The sequence below is a fragment of the Protofrankia sp. Cas8 genome (genome assembly GCF_963555845.1).
Lineage (GTDB): Bacteria > Actinomycetota > Actinomycetes > Frankiales > Frankiaceae > Protofrankia.
In genome coordinates this window covers 1-24,476 of the sequence record NZ_CAUVXI010000016.1, presented here as the reverse complement: position 1 = coordinate 24,476, position 24,476 = coordinate 1, and the positions used below count along the sequence as shown (strand labels likewise).

22 protein-coding genes are annotated in these 24,476 nt (G+C 68.9%); 14 read left to right on the top strand and 8 right to left on the bottom strand.

Features of this window, described 5'->3' with window-relative positions; genetic code table 11:
- Positions 1–43 precede the first annotated feature (43 nt).
- From fxlM to U9977_RS04755, 13 genes are all read left to right on the top strand, one after another.
- Positions 44–1,294, top strand: a complete 1,251-nt coding sequence (gene fxlM, locus U9977_RS04815) for a methyltransferase, FxLD system (protein ID WP_322747938.1) — start codon at positions 44–46, stop codon at positions 1,292–1,294.
- Positions 1,294–1,437, top strand: a complete 144-nt coding sequence (locus tag U9977_RS04810; RefSeq protein WP_322747937.1) for an FxLD family lanthipeptide — start codon at positions 1,294–1,296, stop codon at positions 1,435–1,437. The genes fxlM and U9977_RS04810 overlap by 1 nt, the downstream gene beginning before the upstream one ends.
- A gap of 84 nt (positions 1,438–1,521) precedes the next feature.
- The gene (locus U9977_RS04805) at positions 1,522–4,278 is read left to right on the top strand and encodes a lantibiotic dehydratase (RefSeq protein WP_322747936.1); all 2,757 of its coding nucleotides are present in this window, start codon (positions 1,522–1,524) and stop codon (positions 4,276–4,278) included.
- On the top strand, positions 4,275–5,348 hold the full coding sequence (locus tag U9977_RS04800) for a lanthionine synthetase C family protein (RefSeq protein ID WP_322747935.1): 1,074 nt from the start codon (positions 4,275–4,277) through the stop codon (positions 5,346–5,348). Before U9977_RS04805 ends, U9977_RS04800 begins: the two co-directional genes overlap by 4 nt.
- Positions 5,349–5,363: 15 nt before the next feature.
- Positions 5,364–6,161: a thiopeptide-type bacteriocin biosynthesis protein gene (locus U9977_RS04795; RefSeq protein ID WP_322747934.1), complete on the top strand. Its 798-nt coding sequence runs from the start codon at positions 5,364–5,366 to the stop codon at positions 6,159–6,161.
- A 186-nt stretch (positions 6,162–6,347) separates the two neighbouring features.
- A complete protein-coding gene (locus U9977_RS04790) occupies positions 6,348–6,575 on the top strand; it encodes a hypothetical protein (RefSeq protein ID WP_322747933.1) in 228 nt (75 codons plus the stop codon).
- A gap of 88 nt (positions 6,576–6,663) precedes the next feature.
- On the top strand, positions 6,664–8,337 hold the full coding sequence (locus tag U9977_RS04785; protein WP_322747932.1) for a hypothetical protein: 1,674 nt from the start codon (positions 6,664–6,666) through the stop codon (positions 8,335–8,337).
- Entirely contained in the window at positions 8,334–9,188 is an 855-nt protein-coding gene (locus tag U9977_RS04780; protein WP_322747931.1) for an NAD(P)-dependent oxidoreductase, read from the top strand. Before U9977_RS04785 ends, U9977_RS04780 begins: the two co-directional genes overlap by 4 nt.
- Positions 9,189–9,521: 333 nt before the next feature.
- Complete coding sequence (locus U9977_RS04775) at positions 9,522–10,562, top strand: radical SAM protein (RefSeq protein ID WP_322747930.1); 1,041 nt, start codon at positions 9,522–9,524, stop codon at positions 10,560–10,562.
- Complete coding sequence (locus U9977_RS04770) at positions 10,555–11,280, top strand: hypothetical protein (RefSeq protein WP_322747929.1); 726 nt, start codon at positions 10,555–10,557, stop codon at positions 11,278–11,280. Before U9977_RS04775 ends, U9977_RS04770 begins: the two co-directional genes overlap by 8 nt.
- Before the next feature lie 100 nt (positions 11,281–11,380).
- Complete coding sequence (locus U9977_RS04765) at positions 11,381–11,995, top strand: AAA family ATPase (RefSeq protein ID WP_322747928.1); 615 nt, start codon at positions 11,381–11,383, stop codon at positions 11,993–11,995.
- Positions 11,996–12,030: 35 nt separating this feature from the next.
- Complete coding sequence (locus U9977_RS04760; RefSeq protein ID WP_322747927.1) at positions 12,031–12,153, top strand: hypothetical protein; 123 nt, start codon at positions 12,031–12,033, stop codon at positions 12,151–12,153.
- Positions 12,154–12,239: 86 nt separating this feature from the next.
- Complete coding sequence (locus tag U9977_RS04755; protein ID WP_322747926.1) at positions 12,240–12,491, top strand: hypothetical protein; 252 nt, start codon at positions 12,240–12,242, stop codon at positions 12,489–12,491.
- Positions 12,492–12,596: 105 nt separating this feature from the next.
- On the opposite strand, the gene U9977_RS04750 is transcribed toward U9977_RS04755, so the two are convergent.
- The 8 genes from U9977_RS04750 to U9977_RS04715 form a co-directional block, all read right to left on the bottom strand.
- Positions 12,597–15,773: a TIR domain-containing protein gene (locus tag U9977_RS04750; RefSeq protein WP_322747925.1), complete on the bottom strand. Its 3,177-nt coding sequence runs from the start codon at positions 15,771–15,773 to the stop codon at positions 12,597–12,599.
- On the bottom strand, positions 15,770–16,780 hold the full coding sequence (locus U9977_RS04745) for a hypothetical protein (RefSeq protein ID WP_322747924.1): 1,011 nt from the start codon (positions 16,778–16,780) through the stop codon (positions 15,770–15,772). Before U9977_RS04745 ends, U9977_RS04750 begins: the two co-directional genes overlap by 4 nt.
- A complete protein-coding gene (locus U9977_RS04740; protein WP_322747923.1) occupies positions 16,777–17,886 on the bottom strand; it encodes a MoxR family ATPase in 1,110 nt (369 codons plus the stop codon). The genes U9977_RS04745 and U9977_RS04740 overlap by 4 nt, the downstream gene beginning before the upstream one ends.
- Positions 17,877–19,451 carry a trypsin-like peptidase domain-containing protein gene (locus tag U9977_RS04735; RefSeq protein ID WP_322747922.1) on the bottom strand — a complete coding sequence of 525 codons (1,575 nt, stop codon included), beginning with the start codon at positions 19,449–19,451 and terminating at the stop codon, positions 17,877–17,879. The genes U9977_RS04740 and U9977_RS04735 overlap by 10 nt, the downstream gene beginning before the upstream one ends.
- A gap of 120 nt (positions 19,452–19,571) precedes the next feature.
- Positions 19,572–19,880, bottom strand: coding sequence for a trypco2 family protein (locus U9977_RS04730; protein WP_322747921.1), 309 nt, complete (start codon positions 19,878–19,880; stop codon positions 19,572–19,574).
- A gap of 476 nt (positions 19,881–20,356) precedes the next feature.
- Positions 20,357–20,803: an NUDIX hydrolase gene (locus U9977_RS04725; protein ID WP_322747920.1), complete on the bottom strand. Its 447-nt coding sequence runs from the start codon at positions 20,801–20,803 to the stop codon at positions 20,357–20,359.
- Between the two features lie 45 nt (positions 20,804–20,848).
- A complete protein-coding gene (locus U9977_RS04720; protein WP_322747919.1) occupies positions 20,849–21,544 on the bottom strand; it encodes a 2'-5' RNA ligase family protein in 696 nt (231 codons plus the stop codon).
- On the bottom strand, positions 21,541–23,058 hold the full coding sequence (locus U9977_RS04715) for a hypothetical protein (RefSeq protein WP_322747956.1): 1,518 nt from the start codon (positions 23,056–23,058) through the stop codon (positions 21,541–21,543). Before U9977_RS04715 ends, U9977_RS04720 begins: the two co-directional genes overlap by 4 nt.
- 643 nt (positions 23,059–23,701) lie before the next feature.
- Here U9977_RS04715 and U9977_RS04710 point away from each other — a divergent pair.
- On the top strand, positions 23,702–24,476 hold a 775-nt coding region (locus U9977_RS04710; protein WP_322747918.1), incomplete at its 3' end, for an SAM-dependent methyltransferase.

Genomic DNA, 24,476 nt, shown 5'->3' with positions numbered 1-24,476 from the left:
CCCGACCTGCGGCGGCCCGCACGCAGTGGGAGAGGACACCGTGATGAGCGTCGGCACCATGGGCAGCGAGAGGCTCCGTAACGCGCTGGTTGACAAGCTGGTCGCTGATCATGCGGCGAAGGGCCTGGTGCTGCGGCCCGAGGTGGAAGCGGCGATGCGGACCGTTCCCCGTGAGCTGTTCACGCCGGGCCTTCCGCTGGAGGAGGCGTATGCGGACGTCGCGGTCCTGAAGAAGATGCGCGGCGAGGAAGCGATCAGCTCGGTGTCGGCGCCGTTCCTGATCGCGGAGATGCTTGGTCAGGCGGCGAACGTGCTCGGCGGCCTGGCGGGTCGGCATGCGTTGGAGATCGGCAGCGGTGGCTACAACGCCTCCTTGTTGCGGGAGCTCGTCGGCCCGATGGGATCGGTCACGACCGTCGATATCGACCCCGAGGTGACCGGCCGGGCGGTCGCCTGCCTGGCGGCGGCGGGCTACCACGACGTCACCGTGGTGTGCGCGGACGCCGAGCACCCGATCATGCCGGGCCGCCGCTTCGATCTGATCATCATCACAGCCGGGGCATGGGACGTCCCGCCCGCCTGGCGTGATCAGCTCACCGACGGCGGTGTGCTTGTCGTGCCGCTACGCACGTTCGGGATGACCCGATCATGGGCGCTGCGACGCCGCGGGGACCGTCTGGTCAGTGAGAGCCAGCGCCTGTGCGGGTTTGTCTCGATGCAGGGCGACGGAGCCCACGAGATGCGGTACCTCGACATCGCCGACGGTGTGCACCTGCGCCTGGACGAGGGCCAGCAGATCGACCCCGCCGTTCTCGATGGCCTCCTGGCGCAGCCCCGCGAGGAGGCGTGGGCTGGGGTGAGCCTGCCGCCCATCACCGTCCTGGCCGACCTGGACCTGTGGCTGGCGACCCGCCTCACCCGCGAGGCGGGACAGTTCGTGGTGCTCTCGGCGCAGGAGACCGCCGTCAAGTCCGGCATCGTCGCGCCCGGCTGGCGGTTCGGCAGCCCAGCCACCCTCGACGACGACAGCACGTTCGCCTACCGGTCGGCTCTGCGCTGGACCGGCAGGCTGTTCGACCTCGGCGCATACGCCCACGGGCCCGCCGCCGCGGCGGCGGCCGAGCGGATGGTCGAGCACATGCGTGCGTGGGTAGACGCGGGCAGCCCGCCTCCGGTGCTGCACATGCTTCCCGCGCATTCCCCGGACGGCGACGTGCCGGACGGGGCGGTCCTGGACAAGCGGCACAGCCGCCTCGTCCTGGCCTTCACCCCCGAGGAGAAAGGAACCCCCTGATGGACAACGAGAACGAGTACGAGCTGAACCTGCGCCTGGTCGACGCCGGGACCGTCGCGAGCGGTCACGCCACCAATACCGACGACGAGTGCGGTTCCGGCAACACGGGCACGAGCGCCTGCACGACCACCCCCGGCACCTGACCGCCCGTTCACCCTGGGGGAGGGCCCCGCCTGTATTGGCGGGGTCCTCCCCTCCTTCCGCCAACTCGGAACGCGGAGTGAGAGATGTTCCAAGCGGTGGACGCGGCGCTGATCAGGGCCGCCTCCTACCCCCGAGATCTGACGCTGCCCGCGTGGCCCGACCTGACCACGGAGCAGCCCGGCGAGTGGCTGGCGTGGCTGCGCCAGGTGTGGGCGCTGCCGGAGTTCGCGGGCGCCGTCGGCCTGGCCTCGCCGCACCTGGCCACCCAGATCACCCGCGCCCTGGCCCACGAGCCGATCCAGACGCGCCGGCTACGGCGTCTGACGGAAGCGACGGTCCGCTATCTGCTGAGGTGGACGACGCGCGCAACCCCCTTCGGCAGGTTCGCCGGAGTGGCTCCGGTTGAATTCGGCCCGCGCGCGGCGGTCCGCTGGGGCCAGCGGCACCACGCGGTCACCCGCCCCGACGACCGCCACATCGCCGACTACACCGCCGCGGCTGAACGGGACCTGGCGACACTGCGCACCGTCTGCGTCATGACGAACGCCCTCGGCTTTCCCCGCGGCGGGGCATGGGTGCTGCCCTGCGCCCGCGCCGACGGCGACGGCGACCGGGTCTGGGATGTCGAGATCGACCTGACCGGCCCGGTGCGGTTGGCAGTCGAGACGGCCAGAACCCCGATCCCGTTCACGGACCTCGCCGCGCAGGTCGCCGACCAGATGGCCAGCGACACGGCCGCGGCGCAGCGGCTGCTGGTCGCACTCGTCAACGCCGGGGTGCTGCTCTCGGCGATCCGCCCACCGATGACCGTGACCGACCCGGCCGCCCACCTGGCCCGCCACATCACCGTCCCCGCCCCGCCAGACGGCCAGATCGCGGTCGATCTGCGGGTCGACTGTTCGGTGACGCTGCCTCCCGCCGTGGTCTGCGAGGCGCAGGACGCCGCCGACGTGCTCGTCGCTGTCGCGCCGCACCTGCCCGGCTGGGCCGCCTATCATTCCGCGTTCAGTGAGCGGTGGGGGCCGGGTGCGGCCGTGCCCCTGCGCGACGTCCTGGCCGTCCTCGGGTTCCCCGCCGGATACCGCGGCTCCTCGCGCCGTGATCCGGCAGCGTTCACCGCCCGCGACCGGTTACTTTCGACGCTCGCCCAGCAGTCCGCGCTAGACGGCTGTACCGAAGTGGTACTCGATGACGATCTGATCGGATCGCTGCGCGGCGACGACGACCGGCCGCCGATCCCGCACACCGAGCTACGGTTCACCCTGGCCGCCGCAACACCAGCCGACCTCGAATGCGGCGCGTTCACGTTGACGGTGGTGAGCGGATCCCGGCATGCGGGAGTCGCGGCTGCCCGGTTCCTGCACCTGCTCACCCCCGCCGAGCTGGAGCGCTTCCGCGGCGTCTACGCCAGCCTGCCGACCGCCCTGCCCGGCGCGGACACCGTGCAGCTGTCCGGGCCTCCGCTGGACACCCGGCTGGCGACCGTCGCCCGCGCGCCCGAACTCCTGCCGGTCCTGCCCGTCGGCGACTTCGACCCCGACCCGCAGTGGCGGCTTGCGGACCTGGCGGTGGCCGGCGACGGCCAGCGGCTGTGGCTGGCGTCGCTCACCACTGGGCGGCCGGTCGAGCCGCTGCTGCTCAACTGCGTGCGCCTGGCGACCATTCAGCAGCCGCTCGTCCGGTTCCTCACGGAGATCTGGACGGCCTGGACGGCGCCCTGCGCCCGGTTCGACTGGGGCCACGCCTCCGGCCTGCCGTTCCTGCCACGGGTCCGGCGGGGCCGCTCCATCCTGCACCCGGCCCGCTGGACCATCCCCGCGACCGCGCTTCCCTCCCGTACCGCGAGCTGGCCGGACTGGAAGGCGGCCTGGCAGCGACATCGGAAACGTCACCGGCTGCCGCGCGAGGTGCTGGTGGGCGACGACGATGTGCGGCTGCGCCTCGACCTGGACGAGAACACCCATCTCGCCCTCCTGCGCAGCCACCTCGACCGCCACGGCCGCGCCACCCTCACCGAGGCCGACGGACCGGCTGGCTGGATCGACGGCCGACCCGCCGAACTCCTGCTCACCCTCACCCGCACCGCGACCGTCCCTCGCCCGGCCGCTCGGCAGGCCCGTCCGGTCAGCACCCTCGCCCACCGGCCCGGCCAGTCGCGCTGGCTGGACGCCCGCCTCCGCGGACAGTCCGATCACATCCTCGCCCGCCTGGGCGACTTCCCCGACCTGCCGGTGGGCTGGTGGTTCCTGCGGTACCCGCACCCCGAGCCCCACCTGCGACTACGCATCCCACTCGGGGACGCGGCCCGGTTCGCCGACGTCGCCCACGACCTCGCCGGATGGGCGCAGCGGCTGCACGACGACGGGCTGCTGACCGACTACACGCTGGCCACCTACCGGCCCGAAACCCGCTACGGGACCGGGCCGGCCCTCGCCGCGGCGGAGGCGGTGTTCGCCGCCGACTCCCGCGCCGTGCTCGGGCGGCTGGCCGGTGACCGGCAGGCCGCCACCGCAGCAGGGATGACCGCCATCGCGGACGGGTTCACTGGCGATGGTGCGCGCTGGCTCGTTGACCATGCCCCTCACCGTGGCGGCCCCCGCCTGGAACCGGCGCAGCTCGCAGCTGCCCGCCTCCCTTATGGAGATGCCGGCCTGGCTCCGGCGCTGGCCACCTACCGGACCCTCGCCGCCCGGGACGGTCTGGACGCCGATCAGCTGCTGGCCGACCTGCTGCACCTGCACCACGCCCGGATGATCGGACCCGACACCGCCTCCGAGCGGCACTGCCTGCGCCTGGCCCGCGCCGTCGCCCACACCGACCTCGCCCGGCGGGCATCGTGACCGCAGGGCAGTCGCTCGCCGAGGGAGCGGCCGGCACCGCCCTGCTCCACCTGGAAACCGGCAACTGGCCGGCGGCGTACGCGGCGCTGGAGCAGGCCGTCGCCGACGGCGTCAGCACCGCCGACAGCGCCAGCCTCTACTACGGCGCTCCCGCCCTCGCGTTCGTCCTCGCCGCCTCTGACCAGCCCGGCCTCGCCCGCGCGACAGCGACCGCCGCCGCGGGGACCGCGACGGTCACCCGCCGCCGCCTGGCGACGGCGCACCGCCGCATCGACCGGCGCCAGCGACCGCAGTACGCCGAATACGACCTGATCCGCGGGCTGACCGGACTCGGTGTCGCCCTCCGCCGCATCGGCGATCTCGACATGGTCCGCGACGTCCTGACCTATCTGGTGCGCCTCACCGACCCCATCAACGGCCTCCCCGGCTGGTGGTGCCCACATGGCCCGAACCGCAACGAAACCGGCCCAATGGGCGGCCACAGCAATCATGGGATCGCCCACGGCATCTGCGGCCCGCTCGCTCTCCTCGCCCTCACCCTGATCGACGAGGTAAAGGTCGACGGGCACGCGGAGACGATCACGCGGATCTGCCAGTGGCTGGACACCTGGGAGCGCCACGCCAGCGGTGGCTCGTGGTGGCCAGAGTTCATCACGCTCGACGACCTCGACCGGGGCGAGCCCCGGCAGCCCGGTCCGCTGCGCCCGTCGTGGTGTTACGGCACGCCCGGGATCGCCCGCGCCCAGCAGCTCGCCGGCCGCGCCCTCGGCGACACCACCCGCCAGCACAACGCCGAAACCGCGTTCGCCGCCTGCATCACCGACGCGACGCAACTGGGCCGCCTCATCGACCGCGGCCTGTGTCACGGAACCGCCGGGCTTCTTACCGCCGCGCGCCGGATCGCCGCCGACGCGCTCGCCCCGATCCCGATCGGACCGCTGGCGCGCCTGCACCAGCACACCAAGCCGTCAGCAACCGAACCCGCCGGGTTCCTCGACGGCGCGGCCGGCGCCGACCTGGCCGTCGCCGGGATCACGACCTGCTGGGACGCCTGCCTCCTGCTCTGCTGACCGAAAGGCCCGACGATGAACGAGACAGCCTGGAAGCAGGTGACCATCACCTACCCAGGCCCAGACCGCCATCAGCGTGAACGCCACGCCGTCGGCCATCTCGCCCGCGTCCTGCCCGCCGCCGAGGCCGACGGCCTCATTACCTCCTGGTTCTTCATCCGCAAGGGCGCCTGGCGCGTCCGCTACCTGATCGCGCAGGGCACGAACGGCCACGCCGACAGGAACACCGACCCCCTACACCCACTGCTCACCGACGGAGTTCGCTGGACCGGCGACATCTACGAACCAGAAGTCCACGCCTTCGGCGGCCCCGCCAGCATGAACACCGCGCACGCGCTGTTCCACCGCGACAGCCGCCACCTGCTCACGTTCCTCCACAACGGCCCGGCCGACCGGCGGGAACACTCACTCGTGCTGTGCACCGCGCTCATGCGGGCCGCAGGACTGGACCTCAACGAGCAGGGCGACGTGTGGGCGCGGGTCGCCGAGCAGCGCTCCGGCCTGGCCGATCTACCATCCGACCCACGGGTATGGGCATCGTTCACCAGCGACGTCCGCCACCTCCTCCTCGGCGATGCCCGTGCAGACCTCATCGGCGGCGACTGGCTCACCGCGTTCGAGGAAACAGGTCGAACGCTGCGAACCCTGCGGGAAAACGCCGGGCTCACACGAGGGATACGCGCGGTCATCGCACTACATGTGATCTTCCACTGGAACCGACTCGGGCTCACGGCGACCACACAGGCCACACTCGCGCGGGCAGCGAAGGACGCCATCTTCGGAGATGTGTCCGCGTGGCACCGACAGCATTGACGAGATTTCGGGGCCACACATCCTTGGCTGGTCCCGTAGCGCGAGTACCGGCAGGAACCAGCGGGCCGGACCGCGGCCGAAGCCGGCTCGGCCGGACCCACACGTTGCCGCTTGGTCGCCCGCCTCGATGGGGCGACCTCGCCACCGCCACCCTTGATCCGCTGCTGCTCCGAAAGGGACACGTCCATGACGACCGCGACACCCGGCACGGCCGCCGACCTTCCCGCCCGCACGGACAAAAAGATCACCGGCAGTCGGCGCGGCATCTGCGACGGTGCCGACGAGGCACTGCGCACGGTGCCTCGTCACCTGTTGCTGCCCGGCGCCACGCTCGACGAGGCGTATCACCCCTCAAGGCACGAATCCGCGTTCCTACGTGCGCCAGCACGTAACATCCGGCCGCGCTACCGGTGACTGTGCGACTACGGTGGAATGGTTCGTTCTACGGGAAAGCGGGCGTAGGGACCAGCCTTCGGGTCCGGAGAGGATGTGCGGTGTCGTCATGATCAAGATTGGCCGGCGCGTGGAGCAGGACGAGCTGCGGGCGCGGATGCGCGCGGTCGGTATGTCCCATGACGAGATCGCGATCGAGTTCGCCCGCCGCTACAACTACCGTCCCCGCGCCGCCCACCGCGTCGCACACGGCTGGACCCAGATGCAGGCCGCAGGCCGCATCAACGCCCACGCCGCCCGGACCGGCCTCGACCCTCACGGCTCCGCGCCCATGACCGCCCCCCGGCTATCCGAGCTGGAGAACTGGCCGCTGCCGAACAACCGCCGCCGGCCCACCCCCCAGCTCCTCAATGTGCTCGCCGAGGTCTACGGCACCAGCATCCACAACCTCATCGACCTCGACGACCGCGCAAACCTCCCACCCGCCGACGTCCTCCTCATCAGCCGCATCGACCGTGTCGACCGTGTCGAGCCTGACGATGGCCGCAATCTGCCCGCACCTCGGGCTGTGCCGCCCAATCCGGGGCTTCTCCAGTCGGGCTCTGTGGCTGCTCGCGCGGAAATTTCGGCGGATCTCGGGATGCCATTGCCGATCTCACAGGGATGGCCGGTAACGATCGAGACGCTCTGGCCGGCCGCCGCCGTCGAGCAGCTCCCAGCGCCCAGAACGGTAGAGCAGATTCTCCGCAGCGCATCTGAGGAATCCGCGAACGCCCTCCACACCATCGACGTGGCTCCCATCGGCTCGCTCGCATTGGAGCAAATCAACGCCGATATAAGGCGGATCGTCACTCTCTACTCGCAGAGACCCGCGCTGCCTACTTTTCTTGAGGTACGTGCGCTGCGCGCCAGGGTCTTTCCGCTGTTGACGGTGAGACATCGGCCGGACCTGTCACGAGATCTGTGCTACCTGGCGGGGCTTCTGAGCGGCATCCTCGCCAACGCAGCCTTCGATCTGGGTTCGATTGATTCCGCGCAGACGCATGCCCGTGTTGCCTTCGCCTGTGCGGACCAGGCGGGTCACAACGGCCTGCGGGCCTGGGTTCGAGGCACCCAGAGCATGCTCGGCTACTGGGACGACCGGCCGGCTGACGCTGTGGAACTGGCCCAGGACGGTTGGCGTTACCTGCCGGAGCGGGGAACTTCCAGGGTCCGTCTCGCGTCGCTGGAAGCGCAGGCGCTGGCCCGGATGGGCGACGGCCACGAGGCACGTGCAGCCCTCGGCCGCGCGGCGGAGGCCAGGGAACGCGTCGCGCTCGACGATGATCCTGGTGGCATGCTGGCCTTCCCACTAGCCAAACAGCTGTACTCCGCAAGTTCCGCAACTCTGTGGCTAACCCCAACGCGCACCAGCCTCCAAGCAGCCGAACGGGACGCGGCCACCGCTGTCGCCCTCCTTGCGGCGCTGCCAGAGGGGCAACGGCGCGTCGGCGAGGAGTCCCTGGCCCGCACGGACGTTGCCCTCGCCCGCATCCTGCGCGGTGATCTAGACGGTGCGGTGTCCGAGATCCGCATCGTGATCGAGATATCGTCGGTCCGGCGCGTCGAGAGCGCGATGCGACGCCTCACCCAGGTCCTGACCATTCTCGACCGGCCGGCCTACCGAGGGCAGGCACTCGCCGCCGAGCTGCGCGACCAGATCAGATCACACATGGCCGTGCGGTCTCGGCCGACGGCGGCAGATCCCGCCGCCACTGGCGAGGAAGGAAACCAGGTCCCGTGACGCCCCGTCGGATTGGGCTGCTACACCCGGGAAGCATGGGGGCACGGATCGGCGAGATCTTGCGGGCTGGAGGGCACGAGGTGCTGTACTGCCCCGCTGGACGAAGCCCGCGGACGCTGCGACGGGCCCAGGATGCCGGCCTCCAGCCGGTCGACCGCCTGGAAGAACTTTATGAAGGCACCCAGATCCTGATGTCGTTGTGTCCGCCGGAGGCCGCGCTCGACGTGGCGCAGGCGGTGGCCGCGGCGGGGTTCACGGGCCTGTACGTGGACGCCAATGCCGTCAACCCGGAACGTATGCGCGTCATCGACGGGCTCGTGACCAAGGCGGGTGGCGCCATCGTTGATGGCTGCCTCATCGGCCCGGTCCCGACGCGGCAGGAAACCACGCGCCTGTACCTGGCCGGGGCTGCTCACCTCACCGGCGAGATCGCGACGCTGTTCTCCGGATCGGCCGTGCAGGTTGTCGTCCTCGATGGCCAGGTGGGTGCGGCGTCTGCCCTGAAGATCGCCCACTCGTCGTTTGCGAAGACGTCGCGGGTTCTCGCCGCGCTCGCGCACGCACTGGCTGCCGAGTACGGCGTCCAGCAGGCGCTCACCGATGAAGCCCGGAGACGGAGCCGACCGGCGCTCGCCGAACCTGATTTCTTCGCCACTGTCGCGGCCCGCGCCTGGCGGTGGGGACCCGAACTCGCCCAGGCGGCCGAGAGCTATCGGACCGTCGGACTACCCGACACGATGCTTCGCGGTGCGGAAGAACTCCTCCGGACGTGGTACGAGCACAAAGACATTGAGCATGCCCAGGTCGACCTGCTCCTCCGCGAGCTGCGCTCTGGCCAGGACGGCAGGTAAGCAACCGCCCCCGTTCCGGGAGGCAGAAGCAGGGTGACGGGCGGTGCTGCCCTGCGCGTGGTCCCGCACAGATGAAAGATCAAGGTCGGGTGTTGGTGGGATCGGCCGAACGGATCAACGGGTTCGAGCCGAACACAACCGGCCCGCCAGCACTGTTGTCGCAGGTCAGTGGCGCTGCGCCGGCCCGAATCAGATGTTCGCACCGCAGGGAATGACTCGCGTGCGGCCGGTTGGGACGCTGGAGGCATTCAGCGTCGGCGCGTCAGCTCGCCGTCACGAAGGCGGCGGTCGGCTGGCTCTGTCGCCGTACGCGCCTACGTCGAGAAGGACCTGATGATCGCATATTCCCCACCCGTGCCTGCCGTCGATCCCACGGCGCGGTCCGCCGGTGACGAGGGGCCTTCCCGCGCTGAGGAACCTGTGGTCTTCACCGACGGGCACCACTTCCACCTCGCGGCGTCGGCGAACCTGGAGGCGGTCGCCGCGGTGGCGACCGGTCCGCTGTCGGTGATCCTTCAGGTCACCAAGCGGTGCAACTTCGACTGCTCGTTCTGCTCCGAGACGTTGCAGGAATCGGACCCCACCCTGGCCGCGCTGGAGCGGATGCGGGACAACTTGGCCGGGGTGCCTCGGGTGTTCCTGTCCGGCGGCGAGCCGCTGCTGCGCCGGGACCTCATCGACATCGTCGACATGTTCACCGGCACCGTCATCGGCGTGCCGACCAACGCGACCCGCGGCATCCAACACGCCCGCCGCCTGGCCGGCAAGGTCGCGTTCGTCAACGTCGGGCTGGAGGGCCCCAGAGCGACAACGAACCGGGTCCGTGGCGACTACGACACGGTCATGGCCGGGGTGCGGGCGTTCCAGGACGCCGGTCTGCCGCTGTCGCTGTCGGCGGTGGTCTACCGCTCGACGCTGACGGCGCTGCCGTTCACCCTCCAGATCGCCGATCTGCTGAACGCCGGGAAACTCAAGCTGATCCTGCCGCTGAAGAAGGGCAACGCGCTCGACCTCGCCGACCACGAGTTCATCACCGTTGAGGAGGCCACGGCGACGTTCGACCGGCTGGCCGAGCTGCGGACGGTGCACGACTGGCGGCCGGCGCTACGGCTGACGGCCTGGACCCCGGACACCGAAGGCCACATGATCGTCGTCGGGCCGAGCGGGACGGCGAGCGCCTGGCCGGTCTACGACGCCCCCGATCTGCTGGAGCCGTTGGGTAACCTGCTCGACGAGCCGATCACCCAGATCTGGGCGCGGTACCGGTTCCAGCACAACCATTACGCCAAATACCTGGGACAGTCGATCCGCGCCATCGCGCGCGCCGACCGACCGCCGTCAGCGCGCCGCTCGCTGCGGATCAGCCATGCGTGAGGCGACCAATCTGGGCTGGACCGACACGCCGTTCGGCGCCGCGCGGCGTCCCTTCGCCGAGCGGATGTCGCTACTGGCCGCCTTCACCGTCGTCGGCGACGAGGGAGCTCCGCCGGCTGCCGCGGCGGCTGTCTACCTGCGCCTGCCACGTCCGATGACGGTCACCGACACGACGCTGCGGTTCGGCTTCCACGCCGTCGCCGTCGACGACCCGAGCGAGATCCCAATGGTCGTCGCATTGGTCGACGGCCTGCTCGTCCAGGCCCGGCGCCGGGCCGCGATCCTCGCCGGGCACCGCCTGGCCGACGAGCTCGCCAGCCTTGCCGCAGCGGCCGGCGGACGGCCCCTACGAGGGATCACGGCTGTCGCCGCCTGCTGGCGGGCCGCCGACACCGAACGCGGCGTCGCCCGCCTTCTGGACACCGCGCACGGTCCCCGCCCCGCCGCGCTGCCGGCCGTCTGCGCCGGCCACCAACTCACGGGCATGCCCCCCGATCCCGACCGGCCGGGCCCACACCCAGGCCGGACCGGGCCCGTAGGACCCGCTCCGGTGCCGGACCTACTCAGACACACGATGATCCGAGCGCTGGCAATCGCCCTGATCGCCGCGAGGGCCAGCGGCCACTACCAATGGCATGACGACCTGCACCTCGGCGACATCGTCGAGGCCGCCGCCTGGGACCAGACCACCGACATCCCCGCCGAGCCCGTCCCATGAAATCGACGCGCGCGGCAGCCCATCCGATACAGCCCTCGTCCCCGCAAGCCATCCACGCCCGTCGCGATGACCGCCGACTCGTCGAGGAAGGACCTCGCTGATGTTGCGCAACTGCCTCGTCGTCGCGGTGGAAGGCACCCACGCATCCGGCAAGACGACCCTCACCCATGCGCTTGCCGCCTATTACCGGGAACGGGGTGTGCACGTCGCCTGCGTCCCCGAACCGGCCCGCAACAGCCCGTTCATCGAGGAGATCGTCGTGCACGGCCGCGGCGAGTTCGACCTGGAGACCGAGGTCGATCTGTTCGCCGCCCAGCTGTCCAGCCAGCTGCGCACCGCCCGCCAACACACGATGATCATCGCGGACAAGACGATCGCGAACGTCCTCGCCTACGCCTGGCTGGTCCTGCCCGGCGGCCCCGACGGACCCCACGGCCCTGTCCTGCGGGCGATGGAGACCTTCTGCCGGGCCTGGTCACACGTCTATGACGCGGTGTTCTACTGCTGCGACAAATTCGATCAGGAGCAGGTCGGCGACCCGTACCGGTCGAAGGTGCTCGACATCCAGCCAGCCGCCGACCGCGTCGTGCGCAGCACCTGCGCCAGGGTCGGGCAGCGCATCTTCGACATCCCCCCGAACATGTCCACCGGCCAGCGAGTCGATTGGATCGCCCAGCGGCTCACCGATCTTGGGCTCAACCCGACCACCCGCTGACTGCCCCCTCAGCTCACCCGGGAGACACTGCCACCATGACGTACCGCAGCGTCATCGACGTCATGCTCCTGCTCGTCCGGGACGGCGCGGTCCTGCTCGCGCTGCGATCCGGTACTGGTTTCGCCGATGGTGAGTGGAATGTCCCCTCCGTTCATTAGGCAAGCTACCTGTCGGAACCGTTCGATCGGATCGGCCGAGAGGCGAGCGTGCGTCGAAGGGCAACACTCATGACGATCGTGTCGGCATGGGGGTAGGACTCGTCGATCGGCTCCATTTCACCGGTTTCCTGGCCGGCGGCGCGTGCGTACTGGTGATCTCCCTGTCGCGGACGGCTGACACCGGTACACAGGACGGGCAGGTCGACGGTGGCGGGACCGACCTGCTGGCCGACCAGACCCTGGCCTGCGGCGCCATAGTTCGGCTATGCCCTCGTCGCGTCGCTGGTCATCATCTACGTGGTCGGCTTCTTCCGGCAGCTGCCGCGGCCCCGGTCTGAGGAATTCGACGTGACGGAGATCGCCTGCACGGCGGGACGCCCACCATCTCCGCTCATTATCCTGAATTGGCAAGCCTTGGACGCAACCGACCAGCCTGGCCAGAGCTACCGCATGATCCCGCGCAGGGCTCGGACGAGCCGCTGGTAGCCGTCCGGCGCGAACAGATCTGCTGACTGGAGGACCTGCAGGGCCGCTGGCATCTGACACGGCTCGAGCCGGACTGGGACAACATAGGGCGCATCGCCTGGCGGTCGTTCGAAACGCGTGATTGCGCGGATCTCCCGCGACTGCCAGGCGCTCAGCGGCGTGGCGTTCGACAGCAGCACGAGGATGACCCGGCTGCGCTGTAACGCCCTGTCCAGCACCTGCGTCCAGTCCTGCCCCGGGAGCAGATCCTCGATGGCAAGCCAGGGCGTGAAGCCCTCTTTCCTCAACCATCGAAACAGCGTCCGTGCTGCGTCGGTGTCCGCCTGGGCGTGGCTGATGAACACGCGACCACGATCAGCGAAGTCGGATGAGGTTACCTCGTCCGAAGCATCCGGATCGACGCCGTATCGGTTCGCGAGCTGACGCAGGCGGCTGTTCGCAGGATAAGACTGTAGCGCCGCACGCAGCAGTCGGGGATAGGGGTCTGCGATGATCCCCCTATCCAATAGCAGAGTGATCTCGGACCAGGTTCCTATGGACGTCGTGTGCCGGAACGATGGGAGGCGGGAGAGTGGGATACCGACCTCCCGAAACAGCCGGTTCGCAGCGCGCTCTGTGGAGAACACCCGCGCGAGCTCATCAACGAGCGTTGCTCGGTCGGCTGGGCTGAGTTCGACGGACTGCGAGTGTTCACGGGTGTTGGTGACGAGACGGATCGGCCCTGCCTCGTCGCGCTCGGCGGCCGTCGTCGTAACCGGACGGGAGGTTCTCATCGCTGGCTGTTGCGCGTCAGCGCTGTCGGATGGGGAAGATTCGGCAGTTTCTGCGGATGTCCGCCGCTTTGGCGGCGAAGCCGACGTGTCCCGCTCGTCGAGGATGACCCTGTGCTCCGACGGCTCTGGCGGGAGGATGAACGACCAGCCGATCCGGCCCCGCCATGCGTCCGTGTCATCGGCGGCAGGGCCGGAGTCGGTGTCGACATCTGGGTTTGTATAGAAACTGGCTTTAGGGAGGGGCAGTCCGATCGAATCCTCCTCTGCCGACACGATCTCCCCGAGGACATCGACCAATTCGCGCGAGGTTGGGCGACGAGGCGGCCTGCGGTCAAGTGACCTCTCGACTAGTGCATCAACAACCGGGTTTCCGGTGCTTATGTCTGATCGCGACAGGAACTGTGCGTCGGGACGACCGCTCGCTGCGCGGTAGACGAGCGATGCCCATCCGTATATGTCCGCCGACGGGTGCAGGTCCGAGGACGTCGGGGTGCCTTCGGGACGGAAGTGCGGGGGGCGTGCCTGGTCGAGTATGGACGGGCCGGGGTCGCCGACCGGGCGGCAGCGGTGCATCCCCATCAGGGTGAGTGCGTCCCGCCGGAGTAGCACGGCGTCCGCCGAAAGATGGCCGTGGACGATCCCTACGTCGTGCAGGGCGGCAAGCGCGACCGCGAGCTGGTAGGCGAGGCGGACGAGCCGGTCCCCCCTTATCGGCCTGTCCGGCGAGATCACCTCATCGAGCTGTTCGCCGTCCACGTATTCGGTCAGGAAGTAGGGAGGTGAGTGGTCGACGTCGGCGTCGAGGAGCGTCACGACATGGTCGTCCGCGATCCTCGCCCACCGCTGCTCGAACGTTCTGAAGTCCCGAGCGAACTCGGCGGCGACGGAGCCGTCGATGAGATGGAGCACGGCTGGTTGTCCGTCCCGGGCGCGCGTTAGGTACAGCGTGCCCAGCTCGTCCTTGTCGATCCGTCCGAGCAGCCGGAACGGTCCGACCGCACGCGGATCGTCGGCGGCGAGCCGCGCCACCCCGGCCGGCAGGATCGCCGTAAGCACGTGCCATGGCTCGCCCGATGCCCGTAGCCAGACCGGGCCTTCGGCCGGTACCGAGACGAAGCCGTGACGGGGAACGGCCGCGACAGCGCGTGGTGTCTGAACAGCGAGTACCTGTGCGAGCACGTCAAGCACGCTAGCTCGTGCTCTCTCGCGCTCCTCGTCGGCGGTCGCGGCAGTTTCGTCGGTCGTCGCGGCCTCGGCATCAGTCCCCGACGCCACGGCGCGTTCGAGGGCTTCGGAACGCAACAGGACGGTCAGGACGTTGGCCTCGGCGAGGGCGCGCACGGTCGGGGCAGACTCGATGCCGTCCATCGCCCCGAGGGCGTCCAGGATTAGGACAACCGTGATCCCCGCTGCCGGCGGGTCGGTCCGCACGTCGTTCTCGTTCTGGACGGTCGCTGCGAAGCCATACTCGTCCAGCAGGTCCACGGTCTGCTGGACGAGCCTGCTCGAGGCACCCTGGACCGGAACGACCACCACATGTGGGCGCTGGTCGGAGATGGTCGAGTCGGCGTCGGTCCCGTCAAGCGGCTCCGCAAGCGAACCGGACGACAGCATATCGACCACGATCGGGTCGGAGCCGGGCACGGTCAGCCAGTGCGAGCCTGGTACGGGCGGGCAGGACAGCTCGACCATGCCGGCCGCGATCCGTGCGCCTACCTCGACGGTCGTGCCGTCGGTTGAGATCCGCTGTAGCAGCCGGGCCGTCTCGACATCCAGCGGCACCGTAGTAGGGACGCCAAAGCGCAGGCCGGCATAGGCCGCCAACAGCCTTGCCGCACCGCTGTGGGCCATGACCGTCGACGGCAGGCGGGGCAGCGCACGGGCGGCCCACCTTGCGACGCTGGCGGCGAGCGTCGGCTTCGACCGGTCCTGGATATCCGCCAGCGCGCCGCGCAGGCAGTCGTCGATCTCGCTGCGTGGGGCGCCGCGCAGGCCGAGCCAGATCAGCTCCTCCTCGGCCCGCAAGTAGCCGGAGGCACCGTCGGCATCCCGTATCCGTACCAGCAGCTCGCGGACCCTCGTCGGATGGGCGGGGTGGTCTGGGGGCCGGGCGAGCAGGTGGCGCCGCAGCCGCGGCAGCGCTTGGGCGTCAAGCGTCATGGTGCCGCCGCCTGCACGTGAGACCAGGGGGCCAAACCACAGCACTGCCTCGGCGGATGTCGGTACGGTGGGATGCAGGTGCAGTCGGAAGATCCGAACAAGGCGAATGTCGATGTACGCCGCTGCCGAGAGACTGGCGGCGAGTTCGGATGCCTGACGCTCCTGCTCAGTCTCCACGGTCAGCCTGTGGGAGAGGGTCATCGCGCCACCCTGATCGCGTGGCGGACCGTCGTGGAGTTGTCCCATGGTAGGACCGGCAGCAGGCTGGCCAGCCTAGGGTCGACGCTGCGTTCCGACCCGGGGACGAGGGCGAGCGGACGGCAGCCCGCCCGACGGACCACTGCGACAAACCGCGCCCAGTCGTGCGGTGGAGCGGGCGGCGGCGCCCACGGATAGCCGCTGCCGAGGTCGGTGACCAGTAACACTGGTGTGCCGGCGGCTGGAGGCCGATATGGCTTCCACGGGCGCATGCCTGGCCCGACGCCGGCCGTCGGGCACCTCGCGAACCGCAGAGTCTGCACCCGCGGCCCGACGACTCGGGCGAGCTGGGCGGGTAGCCGCGCGAGATCGGGAAGGAACGGTTGCATCGCGGCTGACATGTCGAGCAGGACCTGCACCCCGCGTCGGTTCGTGTGGACGGGCATCCGCGGGATGTCCGAGAAAGCCTCGCCACGGGCGAGGGACGCCATGATCCTGTCGATGTCGATATCGCCGTCGCTGGACGACACGGCCAGCGCCGTCGAAACAATTACACGGGCGGCACGGCGCGAAAACAGGGACGGCACGCCCGGCGAAGTGGGTGCCGTGATGGCCCCGGGGTCGGACGACGACCGCTCTGCAGCGCTTGGACTGGCGGTCGGTTCGGTCGCCAGCCACGGCGGCAGCTCGGAAAGCGGTTCGCGGCGACTCAACGGTATCCATGTCGACGGCTCGGTATCCGCGCCAACGGTGCGCAGGTCCGCGGCCGAGTCGTCGCCGGGGCCCTCGGCAGACGGCGGCCCTGCGGGGCGCAGGACGTCGGGCAGATCTTCCGCTACCGGTACCGCCTCTTCAGAGTCGTATTGGGCCGAAATCTTGTCGTCGGCTGCGGACGGGGCAAAGCCGAGCAGGCGCGCCACGGCGCCCTCGGTGGCAGCGTCGGCACACCCCAACCGGCCGAACACCCGGACCAGGTCGGCAATGAAGATCTCCGGCGACAGGTCGGTCATGCGCGCTCGGGCCTCGCCCACTTCGCCAGCGTCAACCGCCTGATCCGTTCCCACTCTCGCGGGGTGCCGCCCGGCGTGACGCCCAGTCCAGTAGCGGCCCGGACCGCGTCAAGGTACTCCGCGGTCCCTGGCGGCTGGGCGCTCGCGGCCAGTGCCTCCTTGCGTGCCGTGCCGGTGACCGTCGCGGCCTGTTCAAGCAGGTCCTCGTCCACGCCGGGGAAGTGCCGCCGCCCGATGTCGACCAGCCCGTCCTCCGTAGGAAACTCAAGCGACAGGACCACACATCGGCGGACGAAGGCAGGCGGGAGGTCACGCTCCTCGTTGGTGGTGACGACGATGAGCGGCGCGTACGCGCGTTCGTGTCGGACGGTGTGGCCGTCCAAGTCCGTGACCTCGAACGACAAGGTGCCCATAGGAGCGAGCAGGTCGTTCGGGACGTCCGGCTCGGCCTTGTCGATCTCGTCGAGCAGGAGGACAGCCCGGTCGCGTGGCCCCGTTGGTGGAATGCCACCGTGCACCGCTGCCGCGTTCTCGGGCGCGAGCGCCCACCAGAACACCCCCGGGCGGACGTAGCGCCGCAGATTCTCGATCGCCGCAGCGCCGAATCCCCCTGTTTTCAACCGCGGTGAGCTCGACCGTTCGGGACCTGACCGCTGCGTGCCGACCAAGCGCGCTCCTGTGGGATGACGGCCGACACGGCCCTGCCCGGCTTGGGCGTCACGCAGTCGGCGGATCGCGTCGAAGGTCCACAACAGGTCCTGCGCGCGGGTACGCGAGGTGACGGTCACGGACAGGAAGTCCCATCCAGCGACCTTTGCGACCGCCGGCGCGAGTGTGGACTTGCCGCAGCCCGGCTCGCCGCGGACAAGCAGCGGGCGCCGGGCCGCCAAGGCCACGTTGATGGCCAGTTCGGTGTCCGCCGTGAAACGGTAGCCCAGGGGCGGCACTTGGTCGCCGAGTGCCGTCGCCGCGAGGGGCGCCACCTGCGCCGCGACATCCGTGACGGCATCGTGCCCGACCCCAACCGGTTGCGGACCCGCATCGCCGCAGTCGAATATCTTCTCGTAAGTGAAGTCGCAGTCGACATCCGGCACGTTCACTGCCACGCTCCGATTCTCGGCGGAACGCCGCCGGTCATTGTGCGGTACTGGCGGTAGAAGTGGTGCTCGGCCCTGGGGTTCTGGAGAACTTCCAGCAGAGGAGCGTCGTCTGGTCCCGTCTCGTCCGCCCCGACGACGATCGCGAACAACAAGCGTGGATATCTCGCCCGCAGTTCGGTGACGTGGCTGATGTCGAATCCGGCCGGCCAGATCACGACGATCGGGCCGCGGTCGTCGTCGGCGAAGCTGTCCAATGCGTCGTCCAGATCCTGGTCGGAACCGTCCGACGTGCTGGACCCCAACCAGCCTGCCTCCGCGAGGATACGCGCCCTGATCTGGTCCCCGACGAAGTCGGAGACCGAGACCGGGGAGTCCGGGGGGCGCTCATCGGACACATGGATGGCGCGAGGAAGGAGCGCTTCCTCGCGAGCGCGCACGAAATGCCAGAAGGCGAACGGGACCTCGTCCGCCCGGATCATCACGGCCGGTGCCCGCTCGCCATCCGCGGCGACCATGCAGCCACCCTTGACCAGGGACGCGAGCCGGGCGGCGGCTCCGTCCGGAACCGTCTCCTTGAAGGGGACCAGGCGGTCGGCGATGTCCGCGCGCGCACGGCCGATCGCGGGTGCTCTGCTCAACGCAGTGGCGACGCGGTTCAGGTCGGTGTCGCCCGAGTACATCCGGCTGGCGATCGTTCTCGCGACCACCTTCCTGCGGCGATCGTCGTCGGGCTCCTCGTCGCCCATGGGCGGACATCCGACATATTTCGCCACCGTCCGTAACGAGATGAAGTCGGCGAGCTGGTCGGCGACGTAGTCCTCCAGGTCCGGGAACCGTGTGGCGCCAGGACGTAATGGTCGGAACACCATCGGGTTCGCAGGCCGAGGCACTCTCGGTAGGTCACTCAGGGTGGTAACGCCAAAGTGGTCACACCACTCCGCAGCATTGTCAAGCGCGCACAGAGCCATAATCGGTACGACGGTGAGCGCCGACACTCCCTGCGGTTTGTAATGTTCCACGACCACACCAACGGCCCGCGGGCTGTCTCCGTCAGGCGCGAAGACCACCGACCCAGACATACCCTCCCACTCGGACCCCCCGCCATGAAGTCCATTGGGCGTCTCCTTCACGTCCAGCGTCAGCCAATTCCTCACCTGGTCGGCACCGGGGGAAATCGTCCCGTTTGCCTGGGCTGTGTCCCGGCGACGCCCCCCAGGTAGAACCGGTTCGGCCTGCTGTTTGAACCCGGGGAACCCCACCACCCAGCATCCCGTTACCACGTCGGGGCGGTCCCGCTCCACCCGGGCGTAGGAGACAGGGGGGAGGTTCTTCAGATCCTCAAAAAAGCCCTCGCCGTTGATGCGCTCGTCGGTGACAGCCAGCAGCGCGAGGTCAACCTGGGACGCGTTGTCACAGACGACCAGAGGCCGGGCCTTGAACTCGGCGCCCTCAATGGTGCGGATCGACAGCTCCTGGTCGGGGCGGAGCCTTTGATGGTAGTCGATGCCGTGCGCGCTCGTCAGGACGATCGGGTCAGTCATGCCGCCGATGAGATAGCCAGAACTTAGCATCCAACACTCGTCAGCAGGCCTGTACGACGGTCCACGGTAAAAGAGAACCTCGACCGCGCGCCTTGGGCCGATGATCGGACTGATCGTCATACCAGCGACACCAAAGAGCCGGCAGTCCGATCAAATCTTCTTCGCCGAGCCACCAGCGACCTTGACGGGGACCGGGTTGCCGTCCTTGTCGACCGGCGCGCCCAGGGTAACCGTGACGGTTTGGATCTCTTCCTTGGCGAGGGCGCCCGAGGTACCCAGCTCCACCACCCAGAACTTCACCCCGGCCTCCCCTTCGGAGGACTTGGTCACCCCGACGTGGAATTCGATCTGGATCTCCTTCACCGGGAAGTAGAAGTCGGCGCCCTCGGCCGCCGGAGCAGCGCGCACGATTTCGGCGCGCAGCGCCCGCACCGTCTCCGCGAGTTCGAGCTCCTTCATCTACGCCCCCCGTGATCGTGCCACCTGCGGTCGCCGCGCGCCGATGTCCACCCATACCTGGCGACATACGCTTCGACACGTCGATTGTGTCACACCACGGTCAGCGACGACCCTTGGGCGCCGACGAGGATGTGCCGGCCAGCTGCACCCGACCCCTGCACGCCGGGCGTTCACCGGCTGGCGGGGCGAACAGCGTCCGCGACCAGCGCGGTGATCAGAAAACCAAGTGTGTCTGGGGCAGTAGCCGGCACCGGGCGACGGCAGGCAGGTCGCCGAGTCGATCGGGTTCATCCTGAAGGCTGCTCGGAACACCTCGTCGGTCTGACCGAGCAGCGCCCGAACACCCTCCTGCTCGAGTTCTATTATGCAGCCGACGTTCGCCAGGTCCAGTAACGCCTGGACGCACCAGGACGGAAGGCTCCGCACCTGATCTGCGCAGAGGTCCGAAGATCCGCGTTCTGCGAGTTCGACCTCGATCAAGTCATGTTCCAACCATGAATCGAGAATCCGTGTCCAGCTTGGATCTGCGCGACGGCCGCAGCCGTGTAGCCGACGGTGTTCAGCGGAAGGTCATCGGGGTCGGCCCAGAGTAGACCGGCACACTTGTGGGGCTCACGGTTATGCGGTTCGCCTTCCCAACACGTTGCTGCGAAAAAGAAGCCGATGCGGCCCTGCCCATCCGAGTTACGGTGATGCACCACGTGCACGCAATGAAAGTCGTCCGGAATGAGTGAGACACCTACTTCCTCACGAGCTTCACGGATAGCGCCTTCTACGACGGACTCATCCTGTTCGAGATGGCCGCTGGGTGGGCAGAGTTGTCCGTCGGCGTATCCGGTGTTGGCGCGCTCCACGAGAAGAATCTTGCCGCCTCGTCGGAGCAGGACGTACACGTCGACGATGCTGCGGTAACGCTCCGACACAGCTCTCCTTACATGGTGTGTGGGTGGGGTGCTTTGGTCCATTCATCAGCAGGGCCCGATGATGTGCGGGTCGGTTCGTGGCGTAAGACGGACGACGTTCAGGGGAGCGACGAACAGCGGGGTCCATCGGTAGGAGCGGCCGTCGCGGTACAACCGGACCAGCCGTAGATCGATGACAGGGACGTCGACGGGTGGCAGATCTCGCAGCATGGCGACACGGCGGATGATCGGCTCGGTGGCGACACTGCGGTTGCAGTAGGCGATGCCGACATGCGGACGGAACCGCCGGTCGATGGCGGGCAGACCGCACGCGGTTGCCACGTCGTCGACCATGTGACGTAGTTCGAGCAGTGGTTCCCAGGGTGTGGCGCTGAAGCGGACGGCCCCGCTTGACCCTGCCAGTGGCCCGACCCGCAGGGAGAACGCCGGCAGGGTGCGGCAACGCTCGGCGACCTGCGCGGTGATGATGTCGATGTCGGCGGTATCGATCTCGTCGACGAACGCGAGCCGGCGCACGGTGAGGTGCAGGCCGTCGCCGGTCACGGGGTCGAGGCAGTCGAAGTCGAGCAGATGTCGTTGGCAGGCCATCGCGAGGTCGCAGAGAGCAGCGTCGTCGAAGGTCAGGAACCAGTGATAAGAGCTTCGGCCGGGGGCCCAGCCGGGTCGGTCCCAGTGGTTGTTCATCGTGGTCACGGTGCGGAACCGTTCCCAGTCGTCGTGGACCGGGTCGTTCTCGTTCACCGGAGCCCACGGGTGAGCGCCCGGGACGCCTCGGCCAGCTCGGTGACGCGGGGCAGGGAGCGCCACGGCGCGGTACGGCGGACGAGTTCCCGTCCGCGTTGGCGGATGGACTCGATCGGGTTAGAACCGGCGTGAGCCAGCGCCTCGACGCCGATAGCCGCGCTGCGTTCGGGATCAGGATCGTCACCGGCCGTCAGCGCGGTGGCGACGTCGAGCGCTACCAGCACGTCGCTCCAGGGTGACTGGGCGGTACGCAGCACGTCGCTGGTCATCTCCGCGTAGTGGTGGACCAGAGCGGCTTCGCCGGTCCCGACGTGAGCTGTCGCGGCGTTCGCCGCGATCCGCGCAAGGCTGTACGGGCCGAACGAGACACACGGTGACATGCCGTCGGGCAGCCGGGTCGCTTCGGCCAGGTCGAACGCCCGGCCGACAGCCTCCCGCGCACCCCCACGGTCACCGAGCTGGCCGAGGGCCCGCGCTTCTCCGTTGACCGCCAGCCGGATCGCCTGCGGGCCGCCCGCGGCATAGTTCTGTCCATCACGAGCATGTGCCAGCGCCAGCCGATAGTCGCCGGCGTAGTACTCGCACAGGCTCTCCGTGCCGCGTACCCAGGCGGCGAGATCGCTGTCGTCCACGGCCACCGCGATCGTGAACGCCTCCGCGCAGTACGCCCGCGCGAGAGGAAAATCGCCGAGATTCACGGCCATGTATCCCGCCAGTCCCGACAGCCGTGCCGCGATCCCGAGTAACCGCTGGCGGTCCCGTGGCAGCTGCCAACCCTCGACGAGGGTCTGTACCCACCGCCGCTGACGGGTGACATGAAGCATCATCGCCGCCGGGCCGCGCGCTTCATAGGAGTGGACACAAACTCCGATGAAATTATCGAGATAGTCAAGAAGGCTGGTGTGGACGGTCGGCGCGGCGAAATACCGCAAGCGCAGTCCCACGTCGAGCAGTTCACCAAGTTGGTCGTTCTGACCGCCACCCGCCTCGGCATCGCCCGTGACCGCCGCGACGAGGGGCGGCTCGAATGGGACGACTCCGTTCCGGACGATCGTGGTCTCCGACGGAAGCGCGGCTGGCGGGTGCGCTGGCCTTGCCGGCCCGATCCTTCGGGTGCTGTTGATGAGGAGCCGGTCGGCGGGGGTGAGATGTTCGCGGTCGTCGAGGTCGAGCAGGCTGTGGATGTCGGTGCCGTAGACCTCGGCGAGCAGAGTGAGGATCTGCGGGCTGGGGCGTCGTCGGAGCGGAAGCGGCCAGTGCTCCAGCTCACATAACCGCGGGGCGGTCACCACGGCGGTGCCATCCGGATCGAGGCCGATGCGGGCGGCGTGGGCGTTGATCTGAGTCGCGGCCTGCTGCTGGGTCCAGCCGTGGGCCACCCGGTAGGCGGCCCGCGGGCGCAGCCGGTAGCGGCGGGCGAACTCGACGGCGATCTCGCCGTGGGTCATCCCAGCCCGGCGCATCCGGGCACGTAGCTCGTCCTGTTCGGCTTTCAGACCCGGCCTGGCCATGACGACGCGCAACGCTCCTTCCTCGTCCCCGGCCACCGGGCCTGGCGTCGGATCCGCGCCTGCGGGACGCGTCAACAGTAGCGGCTCGATCACACCGTGGGGAGTACGGACCGCGCGAGGATGACTCGCCGCCGTTCTCACTATGTGGACCGCAATCGTCCACGCGACCGTCGTCACCAGGTTGTCGATGCCTGCTGACAACCTGCCGCCGGAGACGCCCATCGCCACACGAGGCTGCGGATACAGCTCCTGGTGGTATTCGTCTGATGCCGTCGCCGTTGATACAGAAACTGCGGACCGTCGTCCGCTTGCCCAAGGGGACCGTCCGGTGCGCGGGTGGCCGATGGAGAAATGGCGATCATGCGTGGGTGCCCTTCGTCGACCACCGGCGATCACGCGACGCGGCACGATCCTGGCGTGCAACCAACCTGACCATCCAGGCGGAATAATCTTCCTTCTTGGGGTGCGTCGTCACAGGTCACGGCCCTCGGCGAGGCCGAATCGAAGCTTCCCACGGGAGGGAATGACCCGCAGACGTTCATCCAGGACAGTGACACCACCTTGCCTGTCCCTGCCATCCTGGACGGTCCACAATCCTGATGAGGGTTGCGAGGACGTCCCGTAGTGAACGGAACCCCATCCCATGCCCGAGGACCAGGGAGACCAGACTCCGGTCGGTATCGACGTGAGCGTTCCCCATCCCGCCCGCCTGTACGACTACTACCTGGGCGGGAAGGATAACTTCCCCGCCGACCGTGCAGCGGCGGAAAGGGTCCTCGACGCCGCACCCGAGGCCCGGCTCATGGCACGGGAGAACAGACGTTTCCTGGCCCGCGCGGCCCGGTTCCTCGCGGCCGAGTGCGGTGTCCGCCAGTTCCTCGATATCGGCACCGGTATTCCCACCAGCCCGAATCTTCATGAGATCGTCCAGGATGTCGCCCCAGCGTCCCGGGTCGTCTACACCGACAACGATCGGCTCGTCCTGGCCTACGCCCGTGCCCTGCTCACCAGCACCCCCGACGGCGTTACCGCCTATCTCGACGCAGACCTGCGCCATGTCGACCGCATCCTGTCCGCGCCGGAGATGACCGAAACCCTCGACTTTACCCGGCCGGTCGGTCTTTTCCTCGTCGCGATCCTGCACTTCATCACCGACGAGGAGAACCCCGGCACCATCGTGAAAAGCCTGCTTGACGCTCTCCCCGAGGGTAGCTACCTCGTTCTGTCCCATGCGACCGCCGATCTGCGTCCCATGGCGGCGGATGACGTTGTGTCCACCTACCGCAACGCTGCGGTGCCACTCACCCTGCGGGCCAAGGCGGAGATCGCGAACTTTTTCGACGGAACCGATCTCCTCGATCCCGGCCTGGTCCAGGTGCCGACGTGGCGGCCCACGGACGAGCTGCTACGCCCCCAAC